Consider the following 22,388-nt stretch of genomic DNA (forward strand, 5'->3'; position numbering starts at 1 on the left):
TGATTAGAATAGGGCGCTGAGACGAATTCCGAAGGCGGCCCGTGACCGAGGCCGCTTTCCCGCTTTTGAAAGGCTACCCATGTCCTGGACAGACGAGCGCGTTGAACTGCTCAAGAAAATGTGGGGCGAAGGCCAGTCGGCCAGCCAGATCGCCAAGGAACTGGGCGGGGTCACCCGCAATGCGGTGATCGGCAAGGTCCATCGCCTGGGCCTGTCGAACCGGACCACCGGCGCCGCACCGGCCAAGGCCGAGCCCAAGGAAAAACCAGCCCCCACGCCCAAGGCCGAAACCAAGCCCAAACCCGCCCCCAAGACCGAGCCGGCCCGCCCCGCGGCAGCCGCGCCGGCCGCCGAGGCGAAACCGGCCACACCGCCGCGCCGCCAGATCATTCCGGCCGGCCAGCCGCTGCCGCCGCAGCCTTCGGCCAATGAAATCAGCCCCGAGGCACTGGCCAAGGTCAACGAGGTCGAGAAGAAGGCCAAGAAGCTGACCCTGATGGAACTGACCGAAAAGACCTGCAAATGGCCCGTGGGCGATCCGGCCACGGATGATTTCTGGTTCTGCGGTCTGCCGGCCGAGCCGGGCAAACCCTATTGCGAGGCACATGTGGGCGTCGCCTTCCAACCCATGAGCTCGCGCCGCGACCGGCGGCGCTGAGGCCCATGCGCCAGGATCCGACAGCGATGGAGGATACCTGGCTGGCCCGGGCCAAACGGCTTTTAGCGCTGGCCGAAACCGGCCAGCATTTCACCACCGATCCGTTCGACCGCGAACGCTATGACGAGATCGCCGGAATGGCCCGCGCGATGCTGGCCGATCTGGGTCGGGTGCCTTTGTCACAGATCGAAATGGCGATGCCTGTCCACTCGGGCGGATACGCAACACCCAGCATCGACATCCGCGCCGCCGTAATTCGCAACGGCGGTATCCTGCTGGTACGGGAACGCAGCGACGGGTTGTGGGCGATGCCTGGCGGTTTTGCCGATATCGGCAGCTCTCCGTCGGAGAACATCGAACGCGAAGTCTTGGAGGAAGCCGGTCTGCGTGTCGCGGCGCAGACACTCTATGCCGTACGCCACAAGGCACGGCATCCCTACCCGGCAGATCCACGGGATTTCTACAAACTGTTCTTCCTGTGTAGCCCTTTCGATGCCGCCACCCCGATACCGGGCCCCGAAACCAGCGAAGCGGCGTTTTTTGCCCCGGATGCGTTGCCGGACCTGTCCCTGACACGCAATCTGGAAAAAGACATCCACGATGCGTTTCAAGCGAACGGCAAGTCACCCAGCCCGGCGACGTTTGACTGACCGTTACTGCGCCGGGTGCGAATGCGGCCCTGCCGGCAGGTGCACCCATTTGGGCAGTTCGTCGGGCGAAACCGAGACATGCAGGCGTTCGGACGGGTCCTGACCTACGGTGCGATGCTTGCGCAGCAGGAAGATCTTGCCCCACCCCCGCCACGTCCCGACCGACGGTGCATGGGGATCAGTGGGAAAGCGGGTGCGCCAATCTTCTGGCAGCGGCAGACCATGCAACTCGGCCTTGTCGAGCATCCACACCAGCGAAATGTTGGCCAGCGGTCGCGCGGGCTCGAACCCGCTGAGTTGCCCCCCGACGTCACCATGCGTGCCGCGGAACCAAACCTGTTCGCAATGGCCTCGGAAATCCGGTGCGGTCGACCAAAGGATCGGCGTGAAGACCTCTCGCGTTTCATCCAGCGCCAGCGCATGATACCCGTGCCGGGTGGACGGCCCGAGGTGGTGGTTGTGAAATGAATGCCGCTCTTCGGCCATGCGCCACAACAGCGGCAGGCGCAGTCCCAATGCCTTGACCGTGTCCCAGACGCCGATCATCTCAATTTCGACGCCGTCGTGGCAGAAATTCCGGCGAAAGTCCTGTGCGGCCTGCCCGCCCGGGTTGCACTCATAATGCCGGTAGGCCTGCTTGATGTTGCGCTCGGTCGCATGCTCGGCCCGCAGCAGCCCGATCATATCGATGACGCCGGCAAGGCTGCGCACACCATAGGCGCCGCGGGAATAGCCGATGAAGTAGATCCGATCGCCGGGCTTGTACCGAGAGGCAAGATAGCCGTAGGCCCTGCGGATCTGGCGATTGATCCCCCGCCCCATCATCACGTCCAGCGTGGATTTCCAGCTCTCCCATTGCACGCCCGCTTCATAGAAGACCGAGACCTGATTGCCCATTTCACAGCACAATCGAAAGGTCTGACCGGCATGGGTCTCGAACCCGGGCTCCAAGGTCGACATCGTTCCGTCCAGGATGATGACATGACTGATGGGTTCGCGGTGGCGCGTTTCGGCGGAATGCTCGGACCGCAGGGGGCGGCCGAGCCATCCAAGTATCTTCTTACCGAACCGCGACAGTACCATTCGACAACAATTCCCAAACCTTGACTGGAGTGAACGGCATGTCCGCCTGCCGCACTCCATGATCCCAAAGCGCATCCTGCACCGCATTTGCAACCGCGGCCAATGCGCCAACGGTGCCTGCCTCGCCGCATCCTTTCATTCCCATGGGGTTGGCGGTCGACGGAACCGGCGCCGAGGTAAACCTAATCATGGGTATGTCAGCGGCGCGCGGCAAGGCGTAATCCATGAACGTTGCCGTGAGCAACTGCCCCTCACCATCATGCACCACGTGCTCGCACAGCGCCTGGCCGATGCCCTGGGCCACCCCTCCGTGCACCTGCCCTTCGGCCAGCATGGGGTTGATGAGATTGCCGAAATCATCGACGACCGTATAGCGGTCGACCGTCGTCGTGCCGGTTTCCGGGTCGATCACGATCTCGGCAACATGGGCGCCGTTAGGATAGCTGCGCGCCTCGAGCCGCGTGCGGGCCTCGTGCTGCAGCAGGTCGGTGCGGCCGTCAGCGCAGGCCATCTCGGCCGCTTCGATCAGCGTCGGCGTCAGGTTCGACCCTGGCGCGCGAAAGGTTTCATGGTCGAAGGTCACATCACTTTCCTCGACCCCCATTTTATCCGCCAGATAGGGCGTGAATGCGGCGATCATCTGGTCAATCGTGACCAGCGTCGCCGCGCTTTGCACCGTGACCGAGCGCGACCCGCCGGTGCCGCCGCCCTGCGCCATGCGGTCGCTGTCACCTTGCACGACCCGGATCCGGTCGGCCGGAATCCCCGTCTGATCCGACAGGAACTGGGCATAGACCGTCTCATGGCCCTGCCCGTTCGATTGCGTCCCGACATAAAGGTTCACTGTTCCGTCCTGACAGAATTCGACTTTTGCGCCTTCGGAAGGGTCACCCAGAATGCTTTCGATATAGTAACAAAGCCCCTGCCCCCGGATCAGACCACGTTCGGCGTCGGCGGCCTTGCGCGCGGCGAAACCGGCGGTCTGTTCGGCGGCGCGGGACAGAACCAATCCGAAATCGCCCACATCATAGGTTTCACCGGTGGCCGAGACATAGGGAAAAGCCTCGGGCCGGATGAAGTTACGGCGGCGCAGTTCCCACGGGTCGACGCCCAGTTCCCGCGCGGCGCGATCCATCGCGCGTTCCAGCACATAGATCGCCTCGGGTCGGCCGGCACCGCGATAGGCATCGACCTGAGTGGTGTTGGTATAAAACCCCTCGACCCGCAGATAGGTTTTCTGCACGTCATAGACGCCGGGCAGCACGCATTTGAACAGGTTGGTCTGGATCGCCTGACCGAAATGGCTGTTGTAGGCGCCCAGGTTGCAGCGGCTGTGGACCCGGTAGGCGGTGATGCGAAGATCCTCGTCAAAGGCCAGCTCGGCCAGCGAGGTCAGGTCGCGCCCGTGGTGGTCGGACAACATCGCCTCGGTCCGGTCCGACATCCAGTGCACGGGCTGGCCCAGTTGCATCGCCGCCACCGCGACCGAGAAATACTCGGGATACGGCATCGCCTTCATGCCGAACCCGCCGCCGACGTCTGGCGTGGTGACATGGACCGCCTGAGGGTCCAGCCGCAGCTTGTCGGCCAGCTGCGCCTTCATCCCCCAGACACCCTGCCCGCCATAGCTGAAATGCAGCCGCCCGTCGGACCAGACCGCATTGCAGCCGCGCGGCTCGATCGAGTTCACGATCACCCGGTTGTCGGCCACCTGCAGCGACACGACATGGGCGGCGGCGTCAAAGGCGGCCTGGGTCGCGGCCTCGTCGCCCACCGCCCAGTCCAAGGCGCGGTTGTCGGGGGCCTCGGGGTGCAGCGGCTCACCGCCCGGCGCAAGGTCCAGCTTGGCGGGGCGGTCGGCGGTATCCATCCAGATCAGCTCGGCGGCGTCGCGGGCCTGTGCGGGCGTATCAGCCACGACCATCGCCACCGGCTCGCCGACGAAGCGCACCCGGTCGCGGGCCAGCATTTGGCGCGGGGGATTGGCGGCACGGCTGCCGTCGCGGTTGACAAGGATCGTGGCGCTCAGCACCGGGTCGATTCCGGCGGCGATCAAGTCATCGATGGTCAGCACCAGCCGCACGCCGGGCGCGGCGCGGGCGGCGTCGAGGTCCAGCCCGGTGATGTCGCCGTGCGCCACCGGGCTGCGAAAGAACACCGCGTGCAGCGCGCCGGGTGGCACCGTATCGTCCATGTAGCGCCCCTGCCCGGTCAGGAACCGCTGATCCTCGGTCCGGGTGACCGGTTGGCTCTTGCCGAACTTTTCCATGACGCGCCCCTTTCACTGCTTCAGACCGCGACCCTAGCCTTGATGCGGCGGATGTCCAGTGCGCGAGGTGCTTGGCCCTTTCCCTTCCCGCCGCCATTCGCTATTGCAGGCGCTGACCCAAGATCGATGACGCAGGACGCACCCGATGGCGATGGACAAGACATTCAACGCGGCCGAGGCCGAGGCCCGGATCTACAAGGCCTGGGAACAGGCCGGAGCCTTCAAGGCAGGCGCGAACAAGTCGCGCGACGAAAGCTTTTGCATCATGATCCCGCCGCCGAACGTGACCGGCGCGCTGCATGTAGGCCATGCGTTCAACAACACCCTGCAGGACATCCTGACCCGCTGGCACCGGATGCGCGGGTTCGACACGTTGTGGCAGCCCGGGCAGGACCACGCCGGCATCGCCACCCAAATGCAGGTCGAGAAGATGCTCGCCGCCACGCAACAACCCAGCCGGAACGAACTGGGCCGTGAGAAGTTTCTCGAGAAGGTCTGGGAGTGGAAGGGCGAATACGGCGGCACCATCATCGAGCAGCTGAAACGCCTCGGCTCTTCGTGCGACTGGTCGCGCAACGCCTTCACCATGGCCGGCGCGGCCGGCGACCCGCGCACGGGCCACGAAAACAGCCCCAATTTCCATGACGCGGTCATCAAGGTCTTTGTCGACATGTACGACAAGGGCCTGATCTACCGCGGCAAGCGGCTGGTCAACTGGGACCCGCATTTCGAGACCGCGATCTCGGACCTCGAGGTCGAGAATATCGAGGTCGCCGGCCATATGTGGCACTTCAAGTACCCGCTGGCCGGGGGCGAGACCTACACCTATGTCGAAAAGGACGAGGACGGGAACATCGTGCTCGAGGAAGAGCGCGACTACATCTCGATCGCCACGACCCGCCCCGAGACCATGCTGGGCGACGGCGCGGTTGCGGTGCACCCGTCGGACGAACGCTATGCGCCGATCGTCGGCAAGCTGTGCGAAATCCCGGTGGGCCCGAAAGAGCACCGCCGCCAGATCCCGATCATCACCGACGAATACCCCGACCCGAATTTCGGCTCGGGCGCGGTGAAGATCACCGGCGCGCATGACTTCAACGACTATCAGGTGGCCAAGCGCGGCAAGATCCCGATGTACCGCCTGATGGACACGCGCGGCCACATGCGGGCCGACGGCGCGCCCTATGCGGACGAAGCCGCCAAGGCCCAGGAATATGCCCGTGGGCGCGAATTCACCGAGAACGAGATCGACGCGATCAACCTGGTGCCCGACCATCTGCGCGGCCTCGACCGGTTCGAGGCGCGCGCCAAGGTGGTCGAAGAGATCACCGCCGAAGGTCTGGCCGTGATGACCCGTGCGGATGATCCGCGCCTGGGATCGACCGCGCTGAAACCCGATGCCGAGGGCGCCGACGCGCTGGTGCCGCTGGTCGAGAGCAAACCGATCATGCAGCCCTTCGGCGACCGCTCGAAGGTGGTGATCGAGCCGATGCTGACCGACCAGTGGTTCGTCGAGACGTCAAAGATCGTGGGGCCCGCGCTGGACGCGGTACGCGACGGCCGGGTCAAGATCATCCCTGAATCGGGCGAAAAGACCTATTACCACTGGCTGGAAAACATCGAACCCTGGTGCATCAGCCGCCAGCTGTGGTGGGGGCATCAGATTCCGGTCTGGTACGGGCTGGACCTGTCCGCCGGGGATTTCAAGGATGACGAAAACGACGGCGAACTGGACCTGGTCGAACTGGGCCGGCTGCTGAACGAAGGCGGCATGCTGCACCGGGGCGCGGTCATGGAGTGCGCCGCCAGCTTCGAGGACGTCACCGGGAAGTTCCTGGATGACAATGCCGACATTCCCAGCCCGCTCAGCCACGCCACGGTAATCGAGGTGGCCGACAAGCACGAGGCGATCCACCGGTTCGCCGAAAGCCTGGCACAATACGCCATCGACCGCGACCCGACCAAGCTGGTCTATCCGGTCTGGCGCGACCCGGATGTGCTGGACACCTGGTTCTCGTCCGGCCTGTGGCCCATCGGCACGCTGGGCTGGCCCGAACAGACCGAGGAGTTGCAGCGCTACTTCCCCACCGATGTCCTGATCACCGGGTTCGACATCCTGTTCTTCTGGGTCGCCCGGATGATGATGATGCAGCTGGCCGTGGTGAACGAAATCCCGTTCCACACCGTCTATCTGCACCAGCTCGTCCGCGACGAGAAGGGCAAGAAGATGTCCAAGACCACCGGCAACGTCATCGACCCGCTGGAAATCGTGGACGAGTTCGGCGCCGACGCGCTGCGCTTCACCAACGCCTCGATGGCGGCCATCGGCGGCGTGCTGAAACTGTCGCGCGAGCGGATCACCGGTTATCGCAACTTTGGCACCAAGCTGTGGAACGCCGTCCGCTTTGCCGAGATGAACGAGGTCTTCACCGACGCCGTCCCGCAACTGGACGTGGCCGACCTGCAGCCCAAGGCCGCAGTAAACCGCTGGATCATCGGCGAAACCGCCCGCGTGCGCGAAGAGGTCGACGCCGCGCTGGAGAGCTATCGCTTCAATGACGCGGCCAATGCGCTTTATGCCTTCGTCTGGGGCAAGGTCTGTGACTGGTACGTGGAATTGTCCAAACCGCTGCTGCAGGGCGACGATGCCGAGGCCCAGGCCGAGACCCGCGCCACCATGCGCTGGGTTCTGGATCAGTGCCTGGTCCTGCTGCACCCGATCATGCCCTTCATCACCGAAGAGCTGTGGGGCCTGACCGGCACGCGGCCCAAGATGCTGGTGCATGCCGACTGGCCCAGCTATGCCGCCGACGATCTGGTCGACGCCGACGCGGATCGCGAGATGAACTGGGTGATCTCGGTGATCGAGAACACCCGCTCGGCCCGCGCCCAGATGCGCGTCCCGGCGGGCCTGTACGTGCCGATGCTGGTGACCGAGATCGACGCCCACGGCCAGGCCGCCTGGGACCGGAACGAGGCGCTGATCAAACGGCTGGCTCGGATCGACAGCCTGACCAAGGCCGATACGCTGCCCAAGGGCACGATCTCGATCGCCGCGCCCGGCGCGTCCTTTGGTCTGCCGCTGGCCGACATCATCGACATCGGCGCCGAGAAGGAACGGCTGGAAAAAGCCAAGGGCAAACTGGCCAAGGAACTGGGCGGCCTGCGCGGGCGTCTCAACAACCCCAAATTCGTGGCCTCGGCCCCGGAAGAGGTGGTGGAAGAAGCCAAGGCCAACCTGGCCGCCCGCGAAGAGGAAGAAGCCCGCATCAACGAGGCGCTGGCCCGACTGGCCGAGATCGCCTGATCCGTCAGCCCCTCGCACACGCTTGACGAAACCCCGCCGCGCACGCCCGGCGGGGTTTTTTGCACCCGGCCCTGTTCACCGGGCCAAACGGTTGCTAGCAATCTCGGGACCAATCCGCCGAGGCCCCCATGTCCAGACCCATTCCGCCGATGCAGACCGTTTCAACCGGGCTGGTCGTGGCCGTTGTCGGCTTTTTCAGTTCGTTTCCGATTGTCCTGCAGGGGCTGGACGCCATGGGCGCCTCGGGGCCGCAGGCGGCATCGGGGCTGATGATGGCCGCGCTTGCCATGGGGCTGGCGGCGATCGTGCTCAGCCTGTGGTACCGCCAACCGATCAGCGTGGCCTGGTCCACGCCCGGTGCGGCGCTGCTGGCGGTTTCGGCCGCGCCGGCCGCGGGATTCTCGGGTGCCGTCGGCGCGTTCCTGTTTGCGGGTGCGCTGACCGTGCTGGCCGGAATGTGGCGCCCGCTGGGGCGGTTGGCGGCGGCGATTCCCACCTCCTTGGCGCAGGCGATGCTGGGCGGAGTGCTGCTGCCGCTGTGCATCGTCCCGTTTAAGGCCGCGGTCGAGATCCCCTGGCAGGCGCTGCCGGTGATCCTGACCTGGTTCATCGCCGGACGTGTACACAGACTGCTGGCGGTCCCCGCCGCCGTTCTGGCCGCCGCGCTGGTCGTCGTTCTGTTCTCTGACGGCCCGTCGGTGCGCCCCGACCACCTGCTGGCCGCGCCGGTCTGGACCACGCCCACCTTTTCGGTGGCGTCGATGATCGGCATCGGGGTGCCGCTGTTCGTGGTCACGATGGCCACTCAGAACATCCCCGGCATCGCGGTCATGCGCAGCTTTGGCTATGCCCCGGTGGCAGGGCGGCTATTCTCGGCCGTGGGCGGGGCCAGCATCCTGTCGGCCCCCTTCGGCGCGCCGGCGACCTGCCTTGCGGCCATAACCGCCGCCATGTGCTCGAACGAGGACAGCCACCCCGACCGGGATCAGCGCTATTGGTCTGCGGTCATGGCCGGAATGTTCTATTGCCTGTTCGGGGTGTTCGCCGTGGCCATCACCGGGTTTGCCGCCCATGCCGATCCGATGCTGATGGGCACGTTGACCGGCGTGGCGCTGATCGGGGTCATGGCCAATGCCACCTTCGCCGCGCTCGAGGTTCCGGCCGAGCGCGAAGCCGCGATCCTGACCTTTGCCATCACCGCCTCGGGCATCACCGTGTTTGGCCTGGGCGCGGCGGTCTGGGGTCTGCTGGCAGGCGGCATCGCCTATGGGGTGACGACGCGCCTGCGGGGCTGAGTTCGATCTGGCCGCGGCCCGCGAGGTTTACTTGAACTCGGGCTTGCGGCCCTGCATCTGGGCCATCACCACTTCCATCTGGTCGGGTTTGCCGATCAATTCGACCTGTTCGGCGGATTCGGCCAGCAAAACTTCGGCGCGCGACTTGGTTTCGGCCACCTCGATCAGGCGTTTCGCGGCGCGGATGGCCGAGGGGCTCTTGCCCGCAATATCCTCAGCCAGCGCGATGGCTTCGGTCAGCGGATCATCCGACAGGCTGGTGACCAATCCCCAGTCGGCGGCCTGAGCGGCTCCGATGGGCCGCGCGGTATAGGTCAGCATGCGCAGCACGTCGGACCGTACCAGTTTCGGCAACAGGACCATGCCGCCCATGTCGGGGATGATGCCCCATTTCATCTCCATCACGGCCAGCTTGGCGTCGGGATGGGCGATCCGGATATCGGCGCCCAGCGCGATCTGCAGACCACCGCCATAGGCCACGCCCTGAATGGCGCAGATCACCGGCACCGGCACGCGGCGCCAGATCAGCGCCAGTTCCTGCATCTCGTTGGCGTCGTCATGGCTGCGGGTCATCAACCACTCGGTCGGGTCCTTGTGCGCCATGGCCGCAAAACTGGCCATGTCGAGCCCCGCGCAGAAGCTTTTGCCCTCGCCCGACAGCACCACGGCACGGGCGTCCGAGGCGGCGACCTCTTGCCCCGCTGCCAGGATCGCCTTGACCATCGCATCATCCAGCGCGTTCATCTTGTCGCCGCGGGTCAGGGTGACATGGGCGATGTGGTTCCTGTATTCGACTGATACGCGCGCCATCTGGGCCTCCGGGTTTGGTGTTCCGGGCAAACCATGCCCCGAAACCCGCAGCCGACGCCAGCCCGACGTGAGGGCAGATCGGTGCGGACGCCCCGGCCCCATGCAAGGCTTGCCCCGGCCATGCCCTTGGGATTATCTGCGCCCATGACCGGACCCAGATACACCCCGCTTGCCCAATCCCTGCCCGCAACCGTGCCCTTCGTCGGCCCCGAGACGCAGGAGCGCCAGCGCAGCGCCCCCTTCGTGGCCCGGCTAGGCGCGAACGAGAGCGTGTTCGGCCTCTCGCCCCGCGCGATCGAGGCGATGCGGCAGGCCGCTGACGGCATCTGGATGTATGGCGACCCAGAGAACCACGATCTGCGCCATGCGCTGGCCGATCATCACGGGATCAGCCCCGACAACATCGTGGTCGGCGAAGGCATCGACGGGCTGCTGGGCTATCTGGTGCGCCTGATGGTCGGTCCGGGCGATGCGGTCGTGACCTCGGACGGGGCCTATCCCACCTTCAACTACCACGTCGCGGGCTATGGCGGGACGATCCACAAGGTGCCTTATGCCAACGATCACGAGGACCCGGCCGCCCTGTTCGCCAAGGCAGCCGAGGTCGGCGCCAAGCTGGTTTATCTGGCCAACCCGGACAACCCGATGGGCAGTTGGCATCGCGGCACGGACATCGTCGCGGCGATGGACGCTCTGCCGGACGGCTGTCTGCTGGTTTTGGACGAGGCTTACGTGGAATGCGCGCCCGTCGGCACCGCCGCGCCGGTCGCGGCGGATGATCCGCGCGTGATCCGGATGCGCACCTTTTCCAAGGTCTACGGCATGGCCGGCGCACGGGTCGGCTATGCGATCGGAGCGCCCGGGTTGATCTCGGCCTTCAACAAGGTGCGCAACCATTTCGGCATGAACCGCATGGCGCAGGCCGGGGCGCTGGCCGCCCTGCACGATCAGGACTGGCTGACGCAGGTTCAGACACAGATCGCCTCGGCCCGCGACCGGATCGTCGCGATTGCGCGTGACAACGGGCTGAGCCCGCTGCCCTCGGCCACCAATTTCGTGGCAATCGACTGTGGGCGCGACGGAGCATTTGCCAAGGCGGTGCTGGAGGCGCTGGTGGCGCAAGGGATCTTCGTGCGGATGCCATTTGCAGCCCCGCAGAACCGCTGCATCCGCGTCAGTTGCGGCACCGAAGCCGACCTGAACGCCTTTGCCGCCGCCCTGCCGCAGGCGCTGGCGGCCGCGCGCAGCGCCTAGCCTGCCAGAACCCCCGCCGCAGCCTCGAGCGCGCCGGACCCGCGTGGGATCTCCAACGCGGCCATGGCGGTTTCGATGCCGCCCAGCAGACCCATGACCATGTGCCCGTTCAGATGGCCCATGTGGCCCAGCCGGAAACATGACTCCTCGTCCGCCATGCCCAGCCCGATGCCAAGGGTCAAGCCCAGGTGCCGCTCGGTATAGCTGCGCAGGGGCGTGCCGCGACCCTCGGTCAAGCGCAGAGCGGTGACGGCATGGCTGCGATGCGTGCGATCGCCGACGTTCAGGTGCAGCGCCCCGGCCTCGGCCCACTTCTCGCAGGCGGCCCAGACGGCATGGGCCAGCTGCGCATGGCGGGCCCAGACCTGCTCAATCCCCTCGGCATGGATCAGATCAAGGGCGGCGCGCAGGCCGTACAGGTGGTGCGTCGGCGCGGTGCCGCCGAAATACTGATAGAACCAGTCGGGCTCTGATCGTGGCTGCCAGTCCCAATAGGCCGAAACCCGCGGCATCGCGGCCCGTTTGGCCTTGGCCCGGTCGTTGAAGAACACGAAGGACATGCCCGCAGGGGTCATCAGCCCCTTCTGGCAGGCGGTGACCATGACATCGACGCCCCAGTCATCCATCTCGAACCGGTCGCAGCCCAGAGAAGCGATGCAATCCGCCATCAGCAATGCCGGGTGGTTCAGATCGTCCAGCAACGCCCGCAGCGCCGGAATGTCGTTGCGGATCGAGCTGGACGTGTCCACATGCACCGCCAGAACCGCCTTGATCCGGTGGTCGGCATCAGCCCGCAGGGCCTGCGCGATCCGGTCCATGTCCCAAGGGTCGGACGGACCAAAATCGATCAGCTCGACCTTGACGCCCAGACGCTCGGCCATTTCCGCCCAGCCATGGGTGAACCGCCCCGAAGCCGGAGCCAGCACGGTTTCCCCCGGCGCCAGAACGTTGGACAGCGCCGCCTCCCACGCGCCGTGGCCGTTGGCGATGTAGATCGCCACCTCGTGCCGGGTACGGGCCACGCGGCGCAGGTCGGCCGTCAGGTCGGGCATCATCTCGACCAGTTCACCGGCATAGATATTGGGCGACGGGCGGTGCATCGCCTGCAGCACCGCGTCCGGAATCACGGAAGGGCCCGGAATGGCCAGATAATTTCGCCCTTGGGCGAAGGAAATACTGTCTGTCATGTGGATCAACCTGCCTGCAATGGCGCCCACCCTAGCGCCCGGCCCGGCAAGGTCAATCCATCAGGGCGGCCGCCTCACGCGCAAGGGCTTCGATCCCCGCCCAGTCGCCCTGCGCCACCATCTGTTTCGGCGCGACCCAACTGCCGCCCGCGCAGATCACGTTGGGCAGGGACAGGTAGTCGCGCGCGTTGGCGGGCGACACGCCGCCCGTCGGGCAGAAGGTGATCTGCGGCAGCGGCGCGCCGATCGCCTTGAGCGCAGGCGCCCCGCCCGAGGCTTCGGCCGGGAAGAACTTCAGCATGTCATAGCCCTGCTCGAGCAGGCGCATCGCCTCGGTCGCAGTGGCCGCTCCGGGCAGCAGCGGCAGGCCCTCGGCCTCGCAGGCGGCGATCAGGGCATCGGTGGCCCCGGGCGACACGCCGAACTGCGCGCCGGCTTCTTTCGCGGCGCGGACATCGTCGGGCGTGACCAGCGTGCCGGCCCCCACGACCCCGCCGGGCACCTGCGCCATGGCGCGGATCGCGTCCAGTGCCGCGGGCGTGCGCAAGGTCACCTCGAGCGCGGGCAGGCCACCGGCCACCAGTGCCTCGGCCAGCGGGCGGGCATGGGCGGCGTCATCGACGACCAGAACCGGGACGATGGGCGCCAATGCGCAGATCTCGCGGGTGCGTTGAGTTTTTGCGGACATAGGCTCAGGCTCCGAAAATGCTGGCACCGGCATCGGCCGAGCCGACGGCGTTGCGGAACGTGGTGAACAGGTCGCGGCCGACCCCGTATTGATGCGTCGAAAGATCGGCGGTGGCGACGGGGCGGTCCAGTACGCCGGAGGTCAGGATTTCAAGCTGACCCCGCACCGCATCGACGCGCAGCAGGTCGCCATCGCGCAGCTTGGCGACCGGGCCACCATCCAGCGCCTCGGGGCAGACATGGATCGCCGCGGGCACTTTGCCCGAGGCCCCAGACATGCGGCCATCGGTCACCAGCGCCACCTTCTGCCCGCGCCCCTGCAGGATCGACAGGATCGGGGTCAGCGAGTGCAGTTCGGGCATACCATTGGCCTTGGGCCCCTGAAAGCGGACCACGACGATGACATCATCGGTGAACTCGCCCGCCTTGAACGCGGCCTTGACCTCGTCCTGGTCGTGGAAGACGCGAACCGGGGCCTCGACCACCTGGTGTTCAGGCGCCACGGCCGAGACCTTCATCACGCCGGTACCAAGATTTCCGCTCAGGCGCGACAGGCCGCCGGTGGGCTGGAACGGGTCATTGGCCGGTCGCAGAATCTTTTCGTTCAGGCTGTGGCCTGCGCCGTCCTCCCAGACCAGCGCGCCATCGATCAGCTTAGGTTCCTGGGTGTAATGATGCAGCCCCTGCCCCGCCACGGTCAGCGTGTCGGGATGCAGCAGGCCTTCATCCAGCAGCGTGCCGATGGTATACCCCAGTCCTCCTGCAGCGTGGAAATGGTTCACGTCGGCCAAACCGTTGGGGTAGACCCGCGCGACCAGGGGCACGACGCCCGAGATGTCCGAGAAATCCTGCCAGTCCAGCACGATGCCCCCGGCACGGGCCATGGCGATCAGGTGGATCAGCAGGTTGGTCGACCCGCCCGTGGCCATCAGCCCCACGATACCGTTCACGAAAGCCCGTTCGTCGAGGATCTGGCACACCGGCGTGTAATTGTTGCCCAACGCACTGAGCGACAGGGCGCGGCGGGCGCCTTCCTCGGTCAACGCATCGCGCAGCGGCGTGTTGGGGTTGACGAAGCTGGAGCCCGGCAGGTGCAGGCCCATGAACTCCATCAACATCTGGTTGGTGTTGGCGGTGCCGTAGAATGTGCAGGTGCCCGGCCCATGATAGGCGGCCATCTCGGCGGCCATCAGCTCTTCGCGCGTGGCTTCGCCGGCGGCGAATTTCTGGCGCACCTTGGCCTTTTCGTCGTTGGGCAGGCCGCTGGTCATCGGGCCGGCGGGCAGGAACACCGCCGGCAGGTGGCCAAAGCTCTGCGCCGCGATCACCAGCCCCGGCACGATCTTGTCGCAGACCCCCAGAAACACCGCCGCGTCAAAGGTATTGTGGCTGAGCGCCACCGCCGCCGCCAGCGCGATCACGTCGCGCGAGAACAGCGACAGCTCCATCCCGGCCTCGCCTTGCGTGACCCCGTCGCACATGGCCGGAACCCCGCCCGCGACCTGCGCGGTGCCGCCCGCGGCACGGGCCGCGCGGCGGATCAGTTCGGGATAGCGCTCGAACGGCTGATGCGCCGACAGCATGTCGTTATAGGCGGTGACGATGCCGAGATTGCCCACGCTGGTCGTGGCCATCGTCTGCTGATCGGCCCCTGCCCCGGCATAGGCATGGGCCTGTCCGCTGCACGACAAGTGCGCGCGCGCCGGCCCTTCGGACCGGGCCTGCTCCATCCGCTGCAGATAGGTACGGCGGGGATCGGCGCTGCGCTCGATTATTCTTTGGGTGACGTCGATGATGACGTTGCGAACCATCTCAACCTCCGATCTGGCGCCAGCGGCGCCCGTCGCGATGCATCAGCATCAATGCGTCTTCCGGGCCGGAACTGCCCTGATCATAGCGCGAGGGACGGTCGCCGCGCTCTTCCCAGCCCTTGATGATGGGATCGACCCAGGCCCAGGCGGCCTCGACCTCGTCGCCGCGCATGAACAGGGTCTGGTCGCCGCGGATCACGTCCATCACCAGCCGCTCATAGGCGTCCTGCGCGCGCACATCGGCACCCAGCGCCTCGGCAAAGCTCATGTCCAGCGCCACGTCCGTCAGGCGGAAGCCGCCCGGGCCGGGATCCTTGATCGTGGTGCGCAGGGTGATGCCCTCGTCAGGCTGCAGGCGGATCACCAGAACGTTGCCGTGCAGCGGGCCGACATTGGGAAAGATCGTGTGCGGCGGGTCGCGGAAAAACACCGCGATTTCGGATTCCCGCGCGCGCAGACGCTTGCCCGTGCGCAGATAGAACGGAACCCCCGACCAGCGCCAGTTGCCCACACGCACCTTCAGCGCGATGTAGCTTTCGGTCAGGCTGTCGGGGTTGCCCACATGATCGACATAGCCGTCGCCGCCCTTGTCCGCCCGGTACTGGCCGCGGGCGATGTCGGTCGGGGCGACAGGTTCCAGTGCCTCGATCACCTTGACCTTTTCACTGCGCACCGCGTTGGGCGAGAAGGTCGAGGGCGGCTCCATCGCAGTCAGGCACAAAAGTTGCACCAGGTGGTTCTGCACCATGTCCCGCATCGCGCCGGACTGGTCGTAATAGGCACCACGCCCTTCGACCCCGACGGTTTCGGCCACGGTGATCTGGACATGATCAACATGGGTCGCGTTCCACAGCGGTTCGAACAGCGAGTTGGCAAAGCGCAGCGCCATCAGGTTCTGCACCGTTTCCTTACCCAGGTAATGGTCGATCCGATAGATCTGATGCTCTTCGAAACAGGCGCGCAGACCTTCGTTCAGCGCCTTGGCCGAGGCCAGATCATGGCCAAAGGGTTTCTCGACCACGATGCGGCTGTCGGGCGTGGCAAGCCCGTGATCATGCAGGCGCTGTGCGATGCCGGGAAACAGTTTCGGACCGACCGACAGATAAAAGGCGCGCACCACGTCGGGGCGCAGCGATTTGGCCAGCTTGTCCCAGCCGTTTTCGCCCAGCGCATCCACGGGCACGTATTCGACCCGGGCCAGAAACCGGTCCAGCACGTCCTTTTTGAAGGACGGAGCGAATTCCTTCATCGACTTGCGCACCTGCGCGCGGAACCCGTCATCGTCCATATCCGATCGCGCGGTCCCGATGATGCGCGCATCTTCGGGCATCTGCCCCACTTCGAAGCGATGGTAGAGGCCCGGCAGGATCTTGCGCTGGGCCAGATCTCCGGTCGCGCCGAACAGGACCAGATCGAACGGATCTACCGGGATTACGCGTGAAACCATGGCTGGCTCCCTTCTTCGGACAATCCGGCGCGGTCTGCAGCCAGACACCCTGTTACCGCTAACATTCGTGGCTTGGATAGAAAGACCAAGCCCAAAAAGCAAGCCCGGATTTCGGAATCGGGCCTTTTTTCGCGGTCACCCGGGCGTCAGCCGTTGTCGCGCAGATACTCCATGATCGCCGGACGCACCGATTGTTCGCCCCGATGGCGGGCGTCGGCGATGATCTTGCGGACATCCTGCAGGTTTGACCGCAACAGCAGGCTTTTGACCGGGCCGATTGAGGCCGGGCGCATCGACAAGGTGCGGATGCCCATCGCCGCTAGGCACAGCGCCTCGATCGGGCGGCCGGCATCCTCGCCGCAGAAACTCAGCGGCGTGTCGGAAATTCCGCACCGTTCGACGATGCGCTCGATCAGGCTGAGGAAGCTGACATTCAAGGTGTCATAGCGGCGGCGCACCAGCTCGTTCTCTCGGTCGGCGGCGAAGAAGAACTGTTTCAGGTCGTTGCCGCCGATCGAGATGAAATCGACCTCGTCAAAGAACTTCTGGGGGGCGAAGGCCAATGATGGTGTTTCCAGCATCGCCCCAACTTCCAGCGTTTCCGGCAGCACATGACCCAAGCGCTTTTCGCGCTCCAGCGTCTTGTTCACTTCCCAACGGGCCTCGCGGTATTCGTCGGCCTGGGCGACAAACGGGAACATGACCGTCAGAGGACGGCCATCCGCCGCGCGCAACAGGGCCTGCAGCTGCATCCGCATCACGCCGCGCTTGTCCAGGCCCACGCGAATGGCGCGCCAACCCAGCGCCGGGTTGGGCTCGGCGACATGTTTCATGTAGGGCAGCACCTTGTCCGACCCGATATCCAGCGTGCGGAATACCACGCGCTTGCCATCGGCCGAATCCAGAACGCGCTTGTACTGCGCCACCAGTTCCGACCGTTTGGGCATCTGGTTGCGGATCAGGAACTGCAATTCGGTGCGGAACAGGCCTACGCCCTCGGCCCCGGACGTCTTGAGCGACGGCAAGTCGGCCATCAGGCCGGCATTCATCACCAGATTGATCCGCTCGCCATCCTTTGTCACGGTCGGGGTTTCGCGGATCGAGGCATAGCGTTTCTGCGCCTCGGCCTGCATGGCCATCTTGTCGCGGAAGGCGCTGACGACGGTATCCTCGGGGCGCAGATGCACGACGCCCTCATCCCCGTCGACCAGAATATGGTCGCCGTTCAAAGCCTCGGTCGTGATCCGGCCCACATGTACCACCAGCGGGATGGCCAGAGCGCGGGCGACGATGGTGGCATGACTACCGACCGAGCCCTCCTCGAGCACGACACCTTTCAGCGAACGGCCATATTCCAGCAGGTCACCCGGGCCGATATTCCTCGCCACCAGGATCGGATCGGGCGGCAGTTCTTTACCGTTCGACCCGCCCTGCCCTGTCAGAATGCGCAGCAGACGGTTGGACAGATCGTCCAGATCCGCCAGACGCTCGCGCAGATAAGGGTCGGTGACCTGGCTCATCCGGGCGCGGGCCTGCGACTGCTCCTTTTCCACCGCCGCTTCGGCGCTGAGACCGCGGGCGATGTCCTCTTCCATCCGGCGCATCCAGCCCTTGGAATTGGCAAACATCCGGTAGGCTTCCAGAACCTGCAGCTGTTCGGTGTCACCGCCCCGCGAGATTTCAAGCATCTTGTCGACACCCACGCGCAGCTCTTCGACTGCTTCGTTCAGTCGCTCCAGCTCGCGATGTGGATCGTCGGCGATCGGGTTGGTGACGACGACACGCGGCTCGTGCAGCCAGACATGCCCCTCGGCCGAGCCCTCCTGTGCCGGGCCACCGCGCAGCAAAATGGATTGCTGATGCAGTGGTGAAAGGGCGGCACCTTCGCCCACAAACGCACCCAATTCGGCCATTTCCGCAAGGACCATTGCCACGACTTCAAGCGCATAGACCTCATCCGCGGAAAACTCGCGTTGAGCGCGGGACTGGACCACAAGAACCCCAAGCTTCTGCCCCAGCCGCTGAATGGGCACGCCCAGGAACGACGAAAAACGCTCCTCGCCCGTTTCCGGCATGTACCGGAAACCTTTCTCGGAGGGCGCATCGGCGGCGTTGACGACCTTGCCGAACTTGGCCACCCGGCCAACGAGACCTTCGCCCAGACGCATGCGGGTCTGGTGCACGGCCTCGGGGGCAAGACCTTCGGTGGCACACAGCTCCAGGGTTTCGTCGTCGCGGAACAGGTAAATCGAGCACACCTCGCACCGCATGCTGTCGGCGATCAGGTGGGTTATCCGGTCAAGACGCTCCTGACCGGCAGCCTCGCTTGCCATCTCCTCGCGCAGCCGCCCCAGCAGCTTGCGGGATTCTGTTTCAATTCCGTCTGCCATCGCCCGATCTACTCTGCGGTGTCAGGCGGGACCTTGGCCGAGATGCTCAGGCCGCCTTTTCCAGTTCAAAGGCATCATGCAGCGCCTGAACGGCAAGTTCCATGTATTTCCGGTCGACGAGGACGGAAATTTTGATCTCGGAGGTTGTAATGACCTTGATGTTGATCCCCTCATCCGAGAGCACCTTGAACATCTTGGCCGCCACGCCCGACTGCGAGCGCATGCCGATGCCCACCACCGAAACCTTGGCCACATCGGTGTCGGCGACCAGCTCGGCATAGTTCAACTCGCCACGCTCCTTGACTGCCAACAGCGCCTTTTCGGCGCGCGCCACCTGGTTGGTGGGGCAGGAAAAGGTCATGTCCGTGCGCCCCTCGTCCGAGATGTTTTGCACGATCATGTCGACGTTGATCCCCTCATCGCTGAGCGCGTTGAAGATGATCGCGGCGATGCCGGGGCGGTCGGCGACCGAAACGACGGTCATCTTGGCCTCGTCCCGCGAATAGGCCACACCCGAGACTACATTGGATTCCATGATTTCCTCCTCGTCGACGACCAGGGTTCCGGCCTCGTCGGACTGTTCCTCGAAGCTTGAGAGAACACGCAGTTTCACCTTGTACCGCATCGCCAGCTCGACCGAGCGGGTCTGCAGCACCTTGGCCCCCAACGAGGCCAGTTCGAGCATTTCCTCGAACGAGATCTTGTCCAGCTTGCGCGCCTTCTCGCAGATGCGCGGATCGGTGGTATAGACGCCGTCCACATCCGTGTAGATGTCGCAGCGTTCGGCGTCGAAGGCGGCGGCAAAAGCCACGGCAGTGGTGTCCGAACCGCCCCGGCCCAACGTGGTGATCCGCCCCTCGGGGCTGAGACCCTGAAAGCCTGCCACCACCGCAACCTTCATGCCCTCGCCGAACTTCTGGTTGATGTTGTCGGTCGGGATATCCTGGATCCGCGCCGCCGAATGGGCGCCGTCGGTCAGCAGCGGCACCTGCCAGCCCTGCCAACTGCGGGCGGGGATGTCCATTTCCTGCAGCGTCAGCGCCATCAGGCCGGCGGTGACATTCTCGCCCGAGGATACGACGGCATCATATTCGCGCGCGTCATACAGCGGCGAGATCTCGTCGACCCAGCCCACCAGCTCGTTGGTCTTGCCCGACATGGCCGACACGATAACGATGACGTCATAGCCCTTGGCCACCTCGACGCCGATGCGCTTGGCCGCGCGGCGGATGCGGTCGAGGTTGGCGACGGATGTGCCGCCGAATTTCATCACGAGTACGGGCATGGGGGCAAATGTCTCCGCGCCTTGGATTTCCGGTCCCGAGCGTCTTATGCGAGGCAACACGCAAGAGCAAGGGCACATAGAACGGCAGGACACTGCAGCGCAACGCTTTACAAGGACCGGCAGCAATGTCAGCGTATCGTCAAGGATTTAAACCATGAGGATTACCATGCTGCGTTTTGTTTTCGCCTGTGCGCTGATGTCCGGCCCGGCTCTGGCCCAGGTGGCTTCACTGTCCGGAACGGACGGCCAGAACGCGTTGGGAACGGTCCCCTGCGCCGCGTTGGCGGGTCAGCCATTGAAAAATTGCCCTGCCGAGTTGCGGCGCAAGGACGATGGCACTGCAACCTTGGCGGTTCAGTTGGATACTGGGGAAGTACGCCGCATCTATTTCACCGATGGAAAGCCGGATTCCAGCAGCTCGACGTCGAAGATCACTTCGGAAACGCGGGGCGAAATTCTGGTGATCTTCATCGATCCCGGTGAAGTCTACGAGATCCCCACGGCAGCGCTGGCCGCTCAGTAAGGATGTGCCTGCCCGTCCCAGGTTTCAAAGCAACCGGTGGAATCCAAACTCAGTGCATCGAAACGCTCGGTCAACCCGGCAACGGCCTGTGACACGGTGATGTCGGCGGCCTGACCGCCCATGTCCGTCTGCACCCATCCCGGGTGATAAATGCCGACGGCGATGCCATCGTCCTTGAGATCCACCGCCAGGTTGCGCCCAAGGTTCAGCACAGCCGCCTTGGAGGCCCGATAGATATAGCTGCCCCCGGGCGCACGTGTGTGCGAGGCCATCTGCGACGAGATGATCGCGATCTTGCCGCGCGCCGCACGCAAATTGGGCAACAAGGCCTGAATGGTCAGAAACACCCCGGTGACATTGGCCGCAAAGGTCTGGTCCCACATCTCGGCCGGGTAGCCATCTATTGTCTGGCCTTTGTCCAGATAGACACCTGCATTGCAGATCAACAGATCCACAGGCTGGCCATCCAACTTGCGCGCCATCTGCGCCTGTTGCGCCGGGTCGGTAACGTCCAGACGAATATCGGCGGAATCGTCCCGTGCAGTGCCGGTGACAGTATCGCCTCGGCCACGATAGCATTCAGCAAGGGCGCGCCCAATGCCGCGATTGGCGCCGGTGATAACAAGATGCACGGTTCAGTTCGTCTTTCGGCTTGGAATGAACGGCAGAGGGGCCACGGGAACCCCATCTTCGATCAGGGCCTTGGCCTCTTCCGGCTTGGCCTCGCCATAGATGGCGCGCTCCGGGGCCTCGCCCAGATGTATCTTGCGGGCCTCGCGCGCAAATTCGCGGCCGACATAATCGGAATTCGCCTCGACCTTGGCGCGCAGGGCGTTCAGAACACGCTCTATCTCGGCCTTGGTCGGTTGGCGCTGGACTTCGGGTCGATCACTGTTCTCCGCGCGCGGCATTGCAGCAGACGAGCGCGCAGACTGGACCCGCGGCGTCATGATCGCCTTTTCGACCTGGGTGCTGCCGCAAGTCGCGCATGAGACCATTCCAGCCTTGGACAGCTTGTCGTAAGCGTCCGCAGACTGGAACCAACTGTCAAACGCATGACCATTGCAGCATTTCAGTGAATATTGAATCATCTGTCGCCCAAAGTGTCGGTGGGCCAATAGATACTGACAGACATGGCAATATCAAGTCTTTACAGAGGCGGTTCAATGAGGATTGAGCGCATTTGACCGCAACAGCCCGGAAAGCCCGCCGATCGAAACCGCTTGCGCTGCTTTTTCCGGCAGCATCCATCTACGCCGCCGCTCTGCGACTTCGGGGAACCGATCCGCCGTCTTGGTAACAAGCAACGGGTAGACATCAACGACGCATGTCACCCGCCCCAGATCTCGGTGGTGTTTGTCGAAAGAGAACTGTCCGATACTGCGCGTCTCACAACGGCCTGTCACACCGGCCTCTTCCCAGGCCTCCTGCGCTGCGGTCTCAGACCCGCTTAGGCCGTCGATCATGCGGCCTTTGGGGATGATCCACCGCCCCGACCCCCGGGTCGTGATCAACAATATCTCAGGCACCCCGCGCCGAAGCCGGTAGCATAGAGCCGCAGACTGCGGCAGAACCGGAAATGCCCCGGTTTCGGACAGAATGTCTGGTGACAGCCCTGCGCTTTTCACGCTGCCCCGCCTCTTGTTTGTTCTTCTTGCCTGTTTTCGGCCACTTATCTTGCGGGCCGATTAGGTGCAGGATACCACATCCTGCGGTTCTGTCCAATTTTGAA

18 protein-coding genes are annotated in these 22,388 nt (G+C 64.7%); 6 read left to right on the forward strand and 12 right to left on the reverse strand.

What is annotated here, in order from left to right; translation table 11 throughout:
• The first annotated feature begins 79 nt into the window (after positions 1-79).
• Both K3752_RS12215 and K3752_RS12220 read left to right on the forward strand, forming a co-directional pair.
• Positions 80-658: a GcrA family cell cycle regulator gene (locus tag K3752_RS12215; RefSeq protein ID WP_260063374.1), complete on the forward strand. Its 579-nt coding sequence runs from the start codon at positions 80-82 to the stop codon at positions 656-658.
• A gap of 5 nt (positions 659-663) precedes the next feature.
• A complete protein-coding gene (locus K3752_RS12220; protein ID WP_260063375.1) occupies positions 664-1,308 on the forward strand; it encodes an NUDIX hydrolase in 645 nt (214 codons plus the stop codon).
• A 3-nt stretch (positions 1,309-1,311) separates the two neighbouring features.
• Here K3752_RS12220 and K3752_RS12225 read toward each other — a convergent pair whose 3' ends face one another.
• Together K3752_RS12225 and K3752_RS12230 are read right to left on the reverse strand one after the other, a co-directional pair.
• Positions 1,312-2,391, reverse strand: a complete 1,080-nt coding sequence (locus tag K3752_RS12225) for a DUF2235 domain-containing protein (protein WP_260063376.1) — start codon at positions 2,389-2,391, stop codon at positions 1,312-1,314.
• Positions 2,369-4,660, reverse strand: coding sequence for a xanthine dehydrogenase family protein molybdopterin-binding subunit (locus tag K3752_RS12230; protein ID WP_260063377.1), 2,292 nt, complete (start codon positions 4,658-4,660; stop codon positions 2,369-2,371). The genes K3752_RS12225 and K3752_RS12230 overlap by 23 nt, the downstream gene beginning before the upstream one ends.
• Positions 4,661-4,805: 145 nt before the next feature.
• On the opposite strand from K3752_RS12230, the gene K3752_RS12235 reads away from it, so the two are divergent.
• Both K3752_RS12235 and K3752_RS12240 read left to right on the forward strand, forming a co-directional pair.
• Positions 4,806-7,967 (forward strand): valine--tRNA ligase, encoded by a 3,162-nt coding sequence (locus K3752_RS12235; RefSeq protein WP_260063378.1) that lies wholly within the window; start codon positions 4,806-4,808, stop codon positions 7,965-7,967.
• 128 nt (positions 7,968-8,095) lie between these two features.
• Positions 8,096-9,262 (forward strand): benzoate/H(+) symporter BenE family transporter, encoded by a 1,167-nt coding sequence (locus K3752_RS12240; protein WP_260063379.1) that lies wholly within the window; start codon positions 8,096-8,098, stop codon positions 9,260-9,262.
• Positions 9,263-9,289: 27 nt separating this feature from the next.
• On the opposite strand, the gene K3752_RS12245 is transcribed toward K3752_RS12240, so the two are convergent.
• Positions 9,290-10,072 carry a crotonase/enoyl-CoA hydratase family protein gene (locus K3752_RS12245; RefSeq protein WP_170358246.1) on the reverse strand — a complete coding sequence of 261 codons (783 nt, stop codon included), beginning with the start codon at positions 10,070-10,072 and terminating at the stop codon, positions 9,290-9,292.
• A gap of 144 nt (positions 10,073-10,216) precedes the next feature.
• Here K3752_RS12245 and K3752_RS12250 point away from each other — a divergent pair, with 144 nt between their 5' ends.
• Positions 10,217-11,326, forward strand: coding sequence for a pyridoxal phosphate-dependent aminotransferase (locus tag K3752_RS12250; protein WP_260063380.1), 1,110 nt, complete (start codon positions 10,217-10,219; stop codon positions 11,324-11,326).
• Here the strand turns inward: K3752_RS12250 and K3752_RS12255 are convergent.
• The 6 genes from K3752_RS12255 to K3752_RS12280 all read right to left on the reverse strand — a co-directional run bounded on the left by K3752_RS12255 (position 11,323) and on the right by K3752_RS12280 (position 20,133).
• Complete coding sequence (locus K3752_RS12255; RefSeq protein WP_170358242.1) at positions 11,323-12,513, reverse strand: alanine--glyoxylate aminotransferase family protein; 1,191 nt, start codon at positions 12,511-12,513, stop codon at positions 11,323-11,325. The genes K3752_RS12250 and K3752_RS12255 overlap by 4 nt on opposite strands.
• Positions 12,514-12,565: 52 nt before the next feature.
• Positions 12,566-13,201 (reverse strand): bifunctional 4-hydroxy-2-oxoglutarate aldolase/2-dehydro-3-deoxy-phosphogluconate aldolase, encoded by a 636-nt coding sequence (gene eda / locus K3752_RS12260; RefSeq protein WP_005977713.1) that lies wholly within the window; start codon positions 13,199-13,201, stop codon positions 12,566-12,568.
• 4 nt (positions 13,202-13,205) lie between these two features.
• Entirely contained in the window at positions 13,206-15,011 is a 1,806-nt protein-coding gene (edd, locus tag K3752_RS12265; protein WP_260063381.1) for a phosphogluconate dehydratase, read from the reverse strand.
• Between the two features lies 1 nt (position 15,012).
• The gene (gene zwf / locus K3752_RS12270) at positions 15,013-16,458 is read right to left on the reverse strand and encodes a glucose-6-phosphate dehydrogenase (RefSeq protein WP_170337966.1); all 1,446 of its coding nucleotides are present in this window, start codon (positions 16,456-16,458) and stop codon (positions 15,013-15,015) included.
• 146 nt (positions 16,459-16,604) lie between these two features.
• The gene (gene ptsP / locus K3752_RS12275; protein WP_260063382.1) at positions 16,605-18,848 is read right to left on the reverse strand and encodes a phosphoenolpyruvate--protein phosphotransferase; all 2,244 of its coding nucleotides are present in this window, start codon (positions 18,846-18,848) and stop codon (positions 16,605-16,607) included.
• A gap of 46 nt (positions 18,849-18,894) precedes the next feature.
• Positions 18,895-20,133 carry an aspartate kinase gene (locus K3752_RS12280; protein WP_170362969.1) on the reverse strand — a complete coding sequence of 413 codons (1,239 nt, stop codon included), beginning with the start codon at positions 20,131-20,133 and terminating at the stop codon, positions 18,895-18,897.
• Positions 20,134-20,299: 166 nt separating this feature from the next.
• On the opposite strand from K3752_RS12280, the gene K3752_RS12285 reads away from it, so the two are divergent.
• Positions 20,300-20,656 carry a hypothetical protein gene (locus K3752_RS12285; protein WP_170458336.1) on the forward strand — a complete coding sequence of 119 codons (357 nt, stop codon included), beginning with the start codon at positions 20,300-20,302 and terminating at the stop codon, positions 20,654-20,656.
• Here the strand turns inward: K3752_RS12285 and K3752_RS12290 are convergent.
• The 3 genes from K3752_RS12290 to K3752_RS12300 form a co-directional block, all read right to left on the reverse strand.
• On the reverse strand, positions 20,650-21,288 hold the full coding sequence (locus tag K3752_RS12290; RefSeq protein WP_260063383.1) for an SDR family oxidoreductase: 639 nt from the start codon (positions 21,286-21,288) through the stop codon (positions 20,650-20,652). The genes K3752_RS12285 and K3752_RS12290 overlap by 7 nt on opposite strands.
• Before the next feature lie 3 nt (positions 21,289-21,291).
• Positions 21,292-21,747, reverse strand: coding sequence for a DUF1178 family protein (locus K3752_RS12295; RefSeq protein WP_170401798.1), 456 nt, complete (start codon positions 21,745-21,747; stop codon positions 21,292-21,294).
• A gap of 72 nt (positions 21,748-21,819) precedes the next feature.
• Positions 21,820-22,284 carry an NUDIX hydrolase gene (locus tag K3752_RS12300; protein ID WP_170337953.1) on the reverse strand — a complete coding sequence of 155 codons (465 nt, stop codon included), beginning with the start codon at positions 22,282-22,284 and terminating at the stop codon, positions 21,820-21,822.
• Positions 22,285-22,388 lie beyond the last annotated feature (104 nt).

This window comes from Ruegeria sp. B32 (genome assembly GCF_025141855.1).
Classification (GTDB): domain Bacteria; phylum Pseudomonadota; class Alphaproteobacteria; order Rhodobacterales; family Rhodobacteraceae; genus Ruegeria; species Ruegeria arenilitoris.

Bases quoted from the DNA above. Each gene is read 5' to 3' on its own strand.
- K3752_RS12280 (WP_170362969.1), bottom strand. From the start codon at position 20,133: ATGCCCGTACTCGTGATGAAATTCGGCGGCACATCCGTCGCCAACCTC.
- K3752_RS12225 (WP_260063376.1), bottom strand. From the start codon at position 2,391: ATGGTACTGTCGCGGTTCGGTAAGAAGATACTTGGATGGCTCGGCCGC.
- eda (WP_005977713.1), bottom strand. From the start codon at position 13,201: ATGTCCGCAAAAACTCAACGCACCCGCGAGATCTGCGCATTGGCGCCC.
- K3752_RS12240 (WP_260063379.1), top strand. From the start codon at position 8,096: ATGTCCAGACCCATTCCGCCGATGCAGACCGTTTCAACCGGGCTGGTC.
- K3752_RS12285 (WP_170458336.1), top strand. From the start codon at position 20,300: ATGCTGCGTTTTGTTTTCGCCTGTGCGCTGATGTCCGGCCCGGCTCTG.
- K3752_RS12295 (WP_170401798.1), bottom strand. From the start codon at position 21,747: ATGATTCAATATTCACTGAAATGCTGCAATGGTCATGCGTTTGACAGT.
- K3752_RS12245 (WP_170358246.1), bottom strand. From the start codon at position 10,072: ATGGCGCGCGTATCAGTCGAATACAGGAACCACATCGCCCATGTCACC.
- ptsP (WP_260063382.1), bottom strand. From the start codon at position 18,848: ATGGCAGACGGAATTGAAACAGAATCCCGCAAGCTGCTGGGGCGGCTG.
- edd (WP_260063381.1), bottom strand. From the start codon at position 15,011: ATGGTTCGCAACGTCATCATCGACGTCACCCAAAGAATAATCGAGCGC.
- K3752_RS12220 (WP_260063375.1), top strand. From the start codon at position 664: ATGCGCCAGGATCCGACAGCGATGGAGGATACCTGGCTGGCCCGGGCC.
- K3752_RS12215 (WP_260063374.1), top strand. From the start codon at position 80: ATGTCCTGGACAGACGAGCGCGTTGAACTGCTCAAGAAAATGTGGGGC.
- K3752_RS12250 (WP_260063380.1), top strand. From the start codon at position 10,217: ATGACCGGACCCAGATACACCCCGCTTGCCCAATCCCTGCCCGCAACC.
- zwf (WP_170337966.1), bottom strand. From the start codon at position 16,458: ATGGTTTCACGCGTAATCCCGGTAGATCCGTTCGATCTGGTCCTGTTC.
- K3752_RS12230 (WP_260063377.1), bottom strand. From the start codon at position 4,660: ATGGAAAAGTTCGGCAAGAGCCAACCGGTCACCCGGACCGAGGATCAG.
- K3752_RS12235 (WP_260063378.1), top strand. From the start codon at position 4,806: ATGGCGATGGACAAGACATTCAACGCGGCCGAGGCCGAGGCCCGGATC.
- K3752_RS12255 (WP_170358242.1), bottom strand. From the start codon at position 12,513: ATGACAGACAGTATTTCCTTCGCCCAAGGGCGAAATTATCTGGCCATT.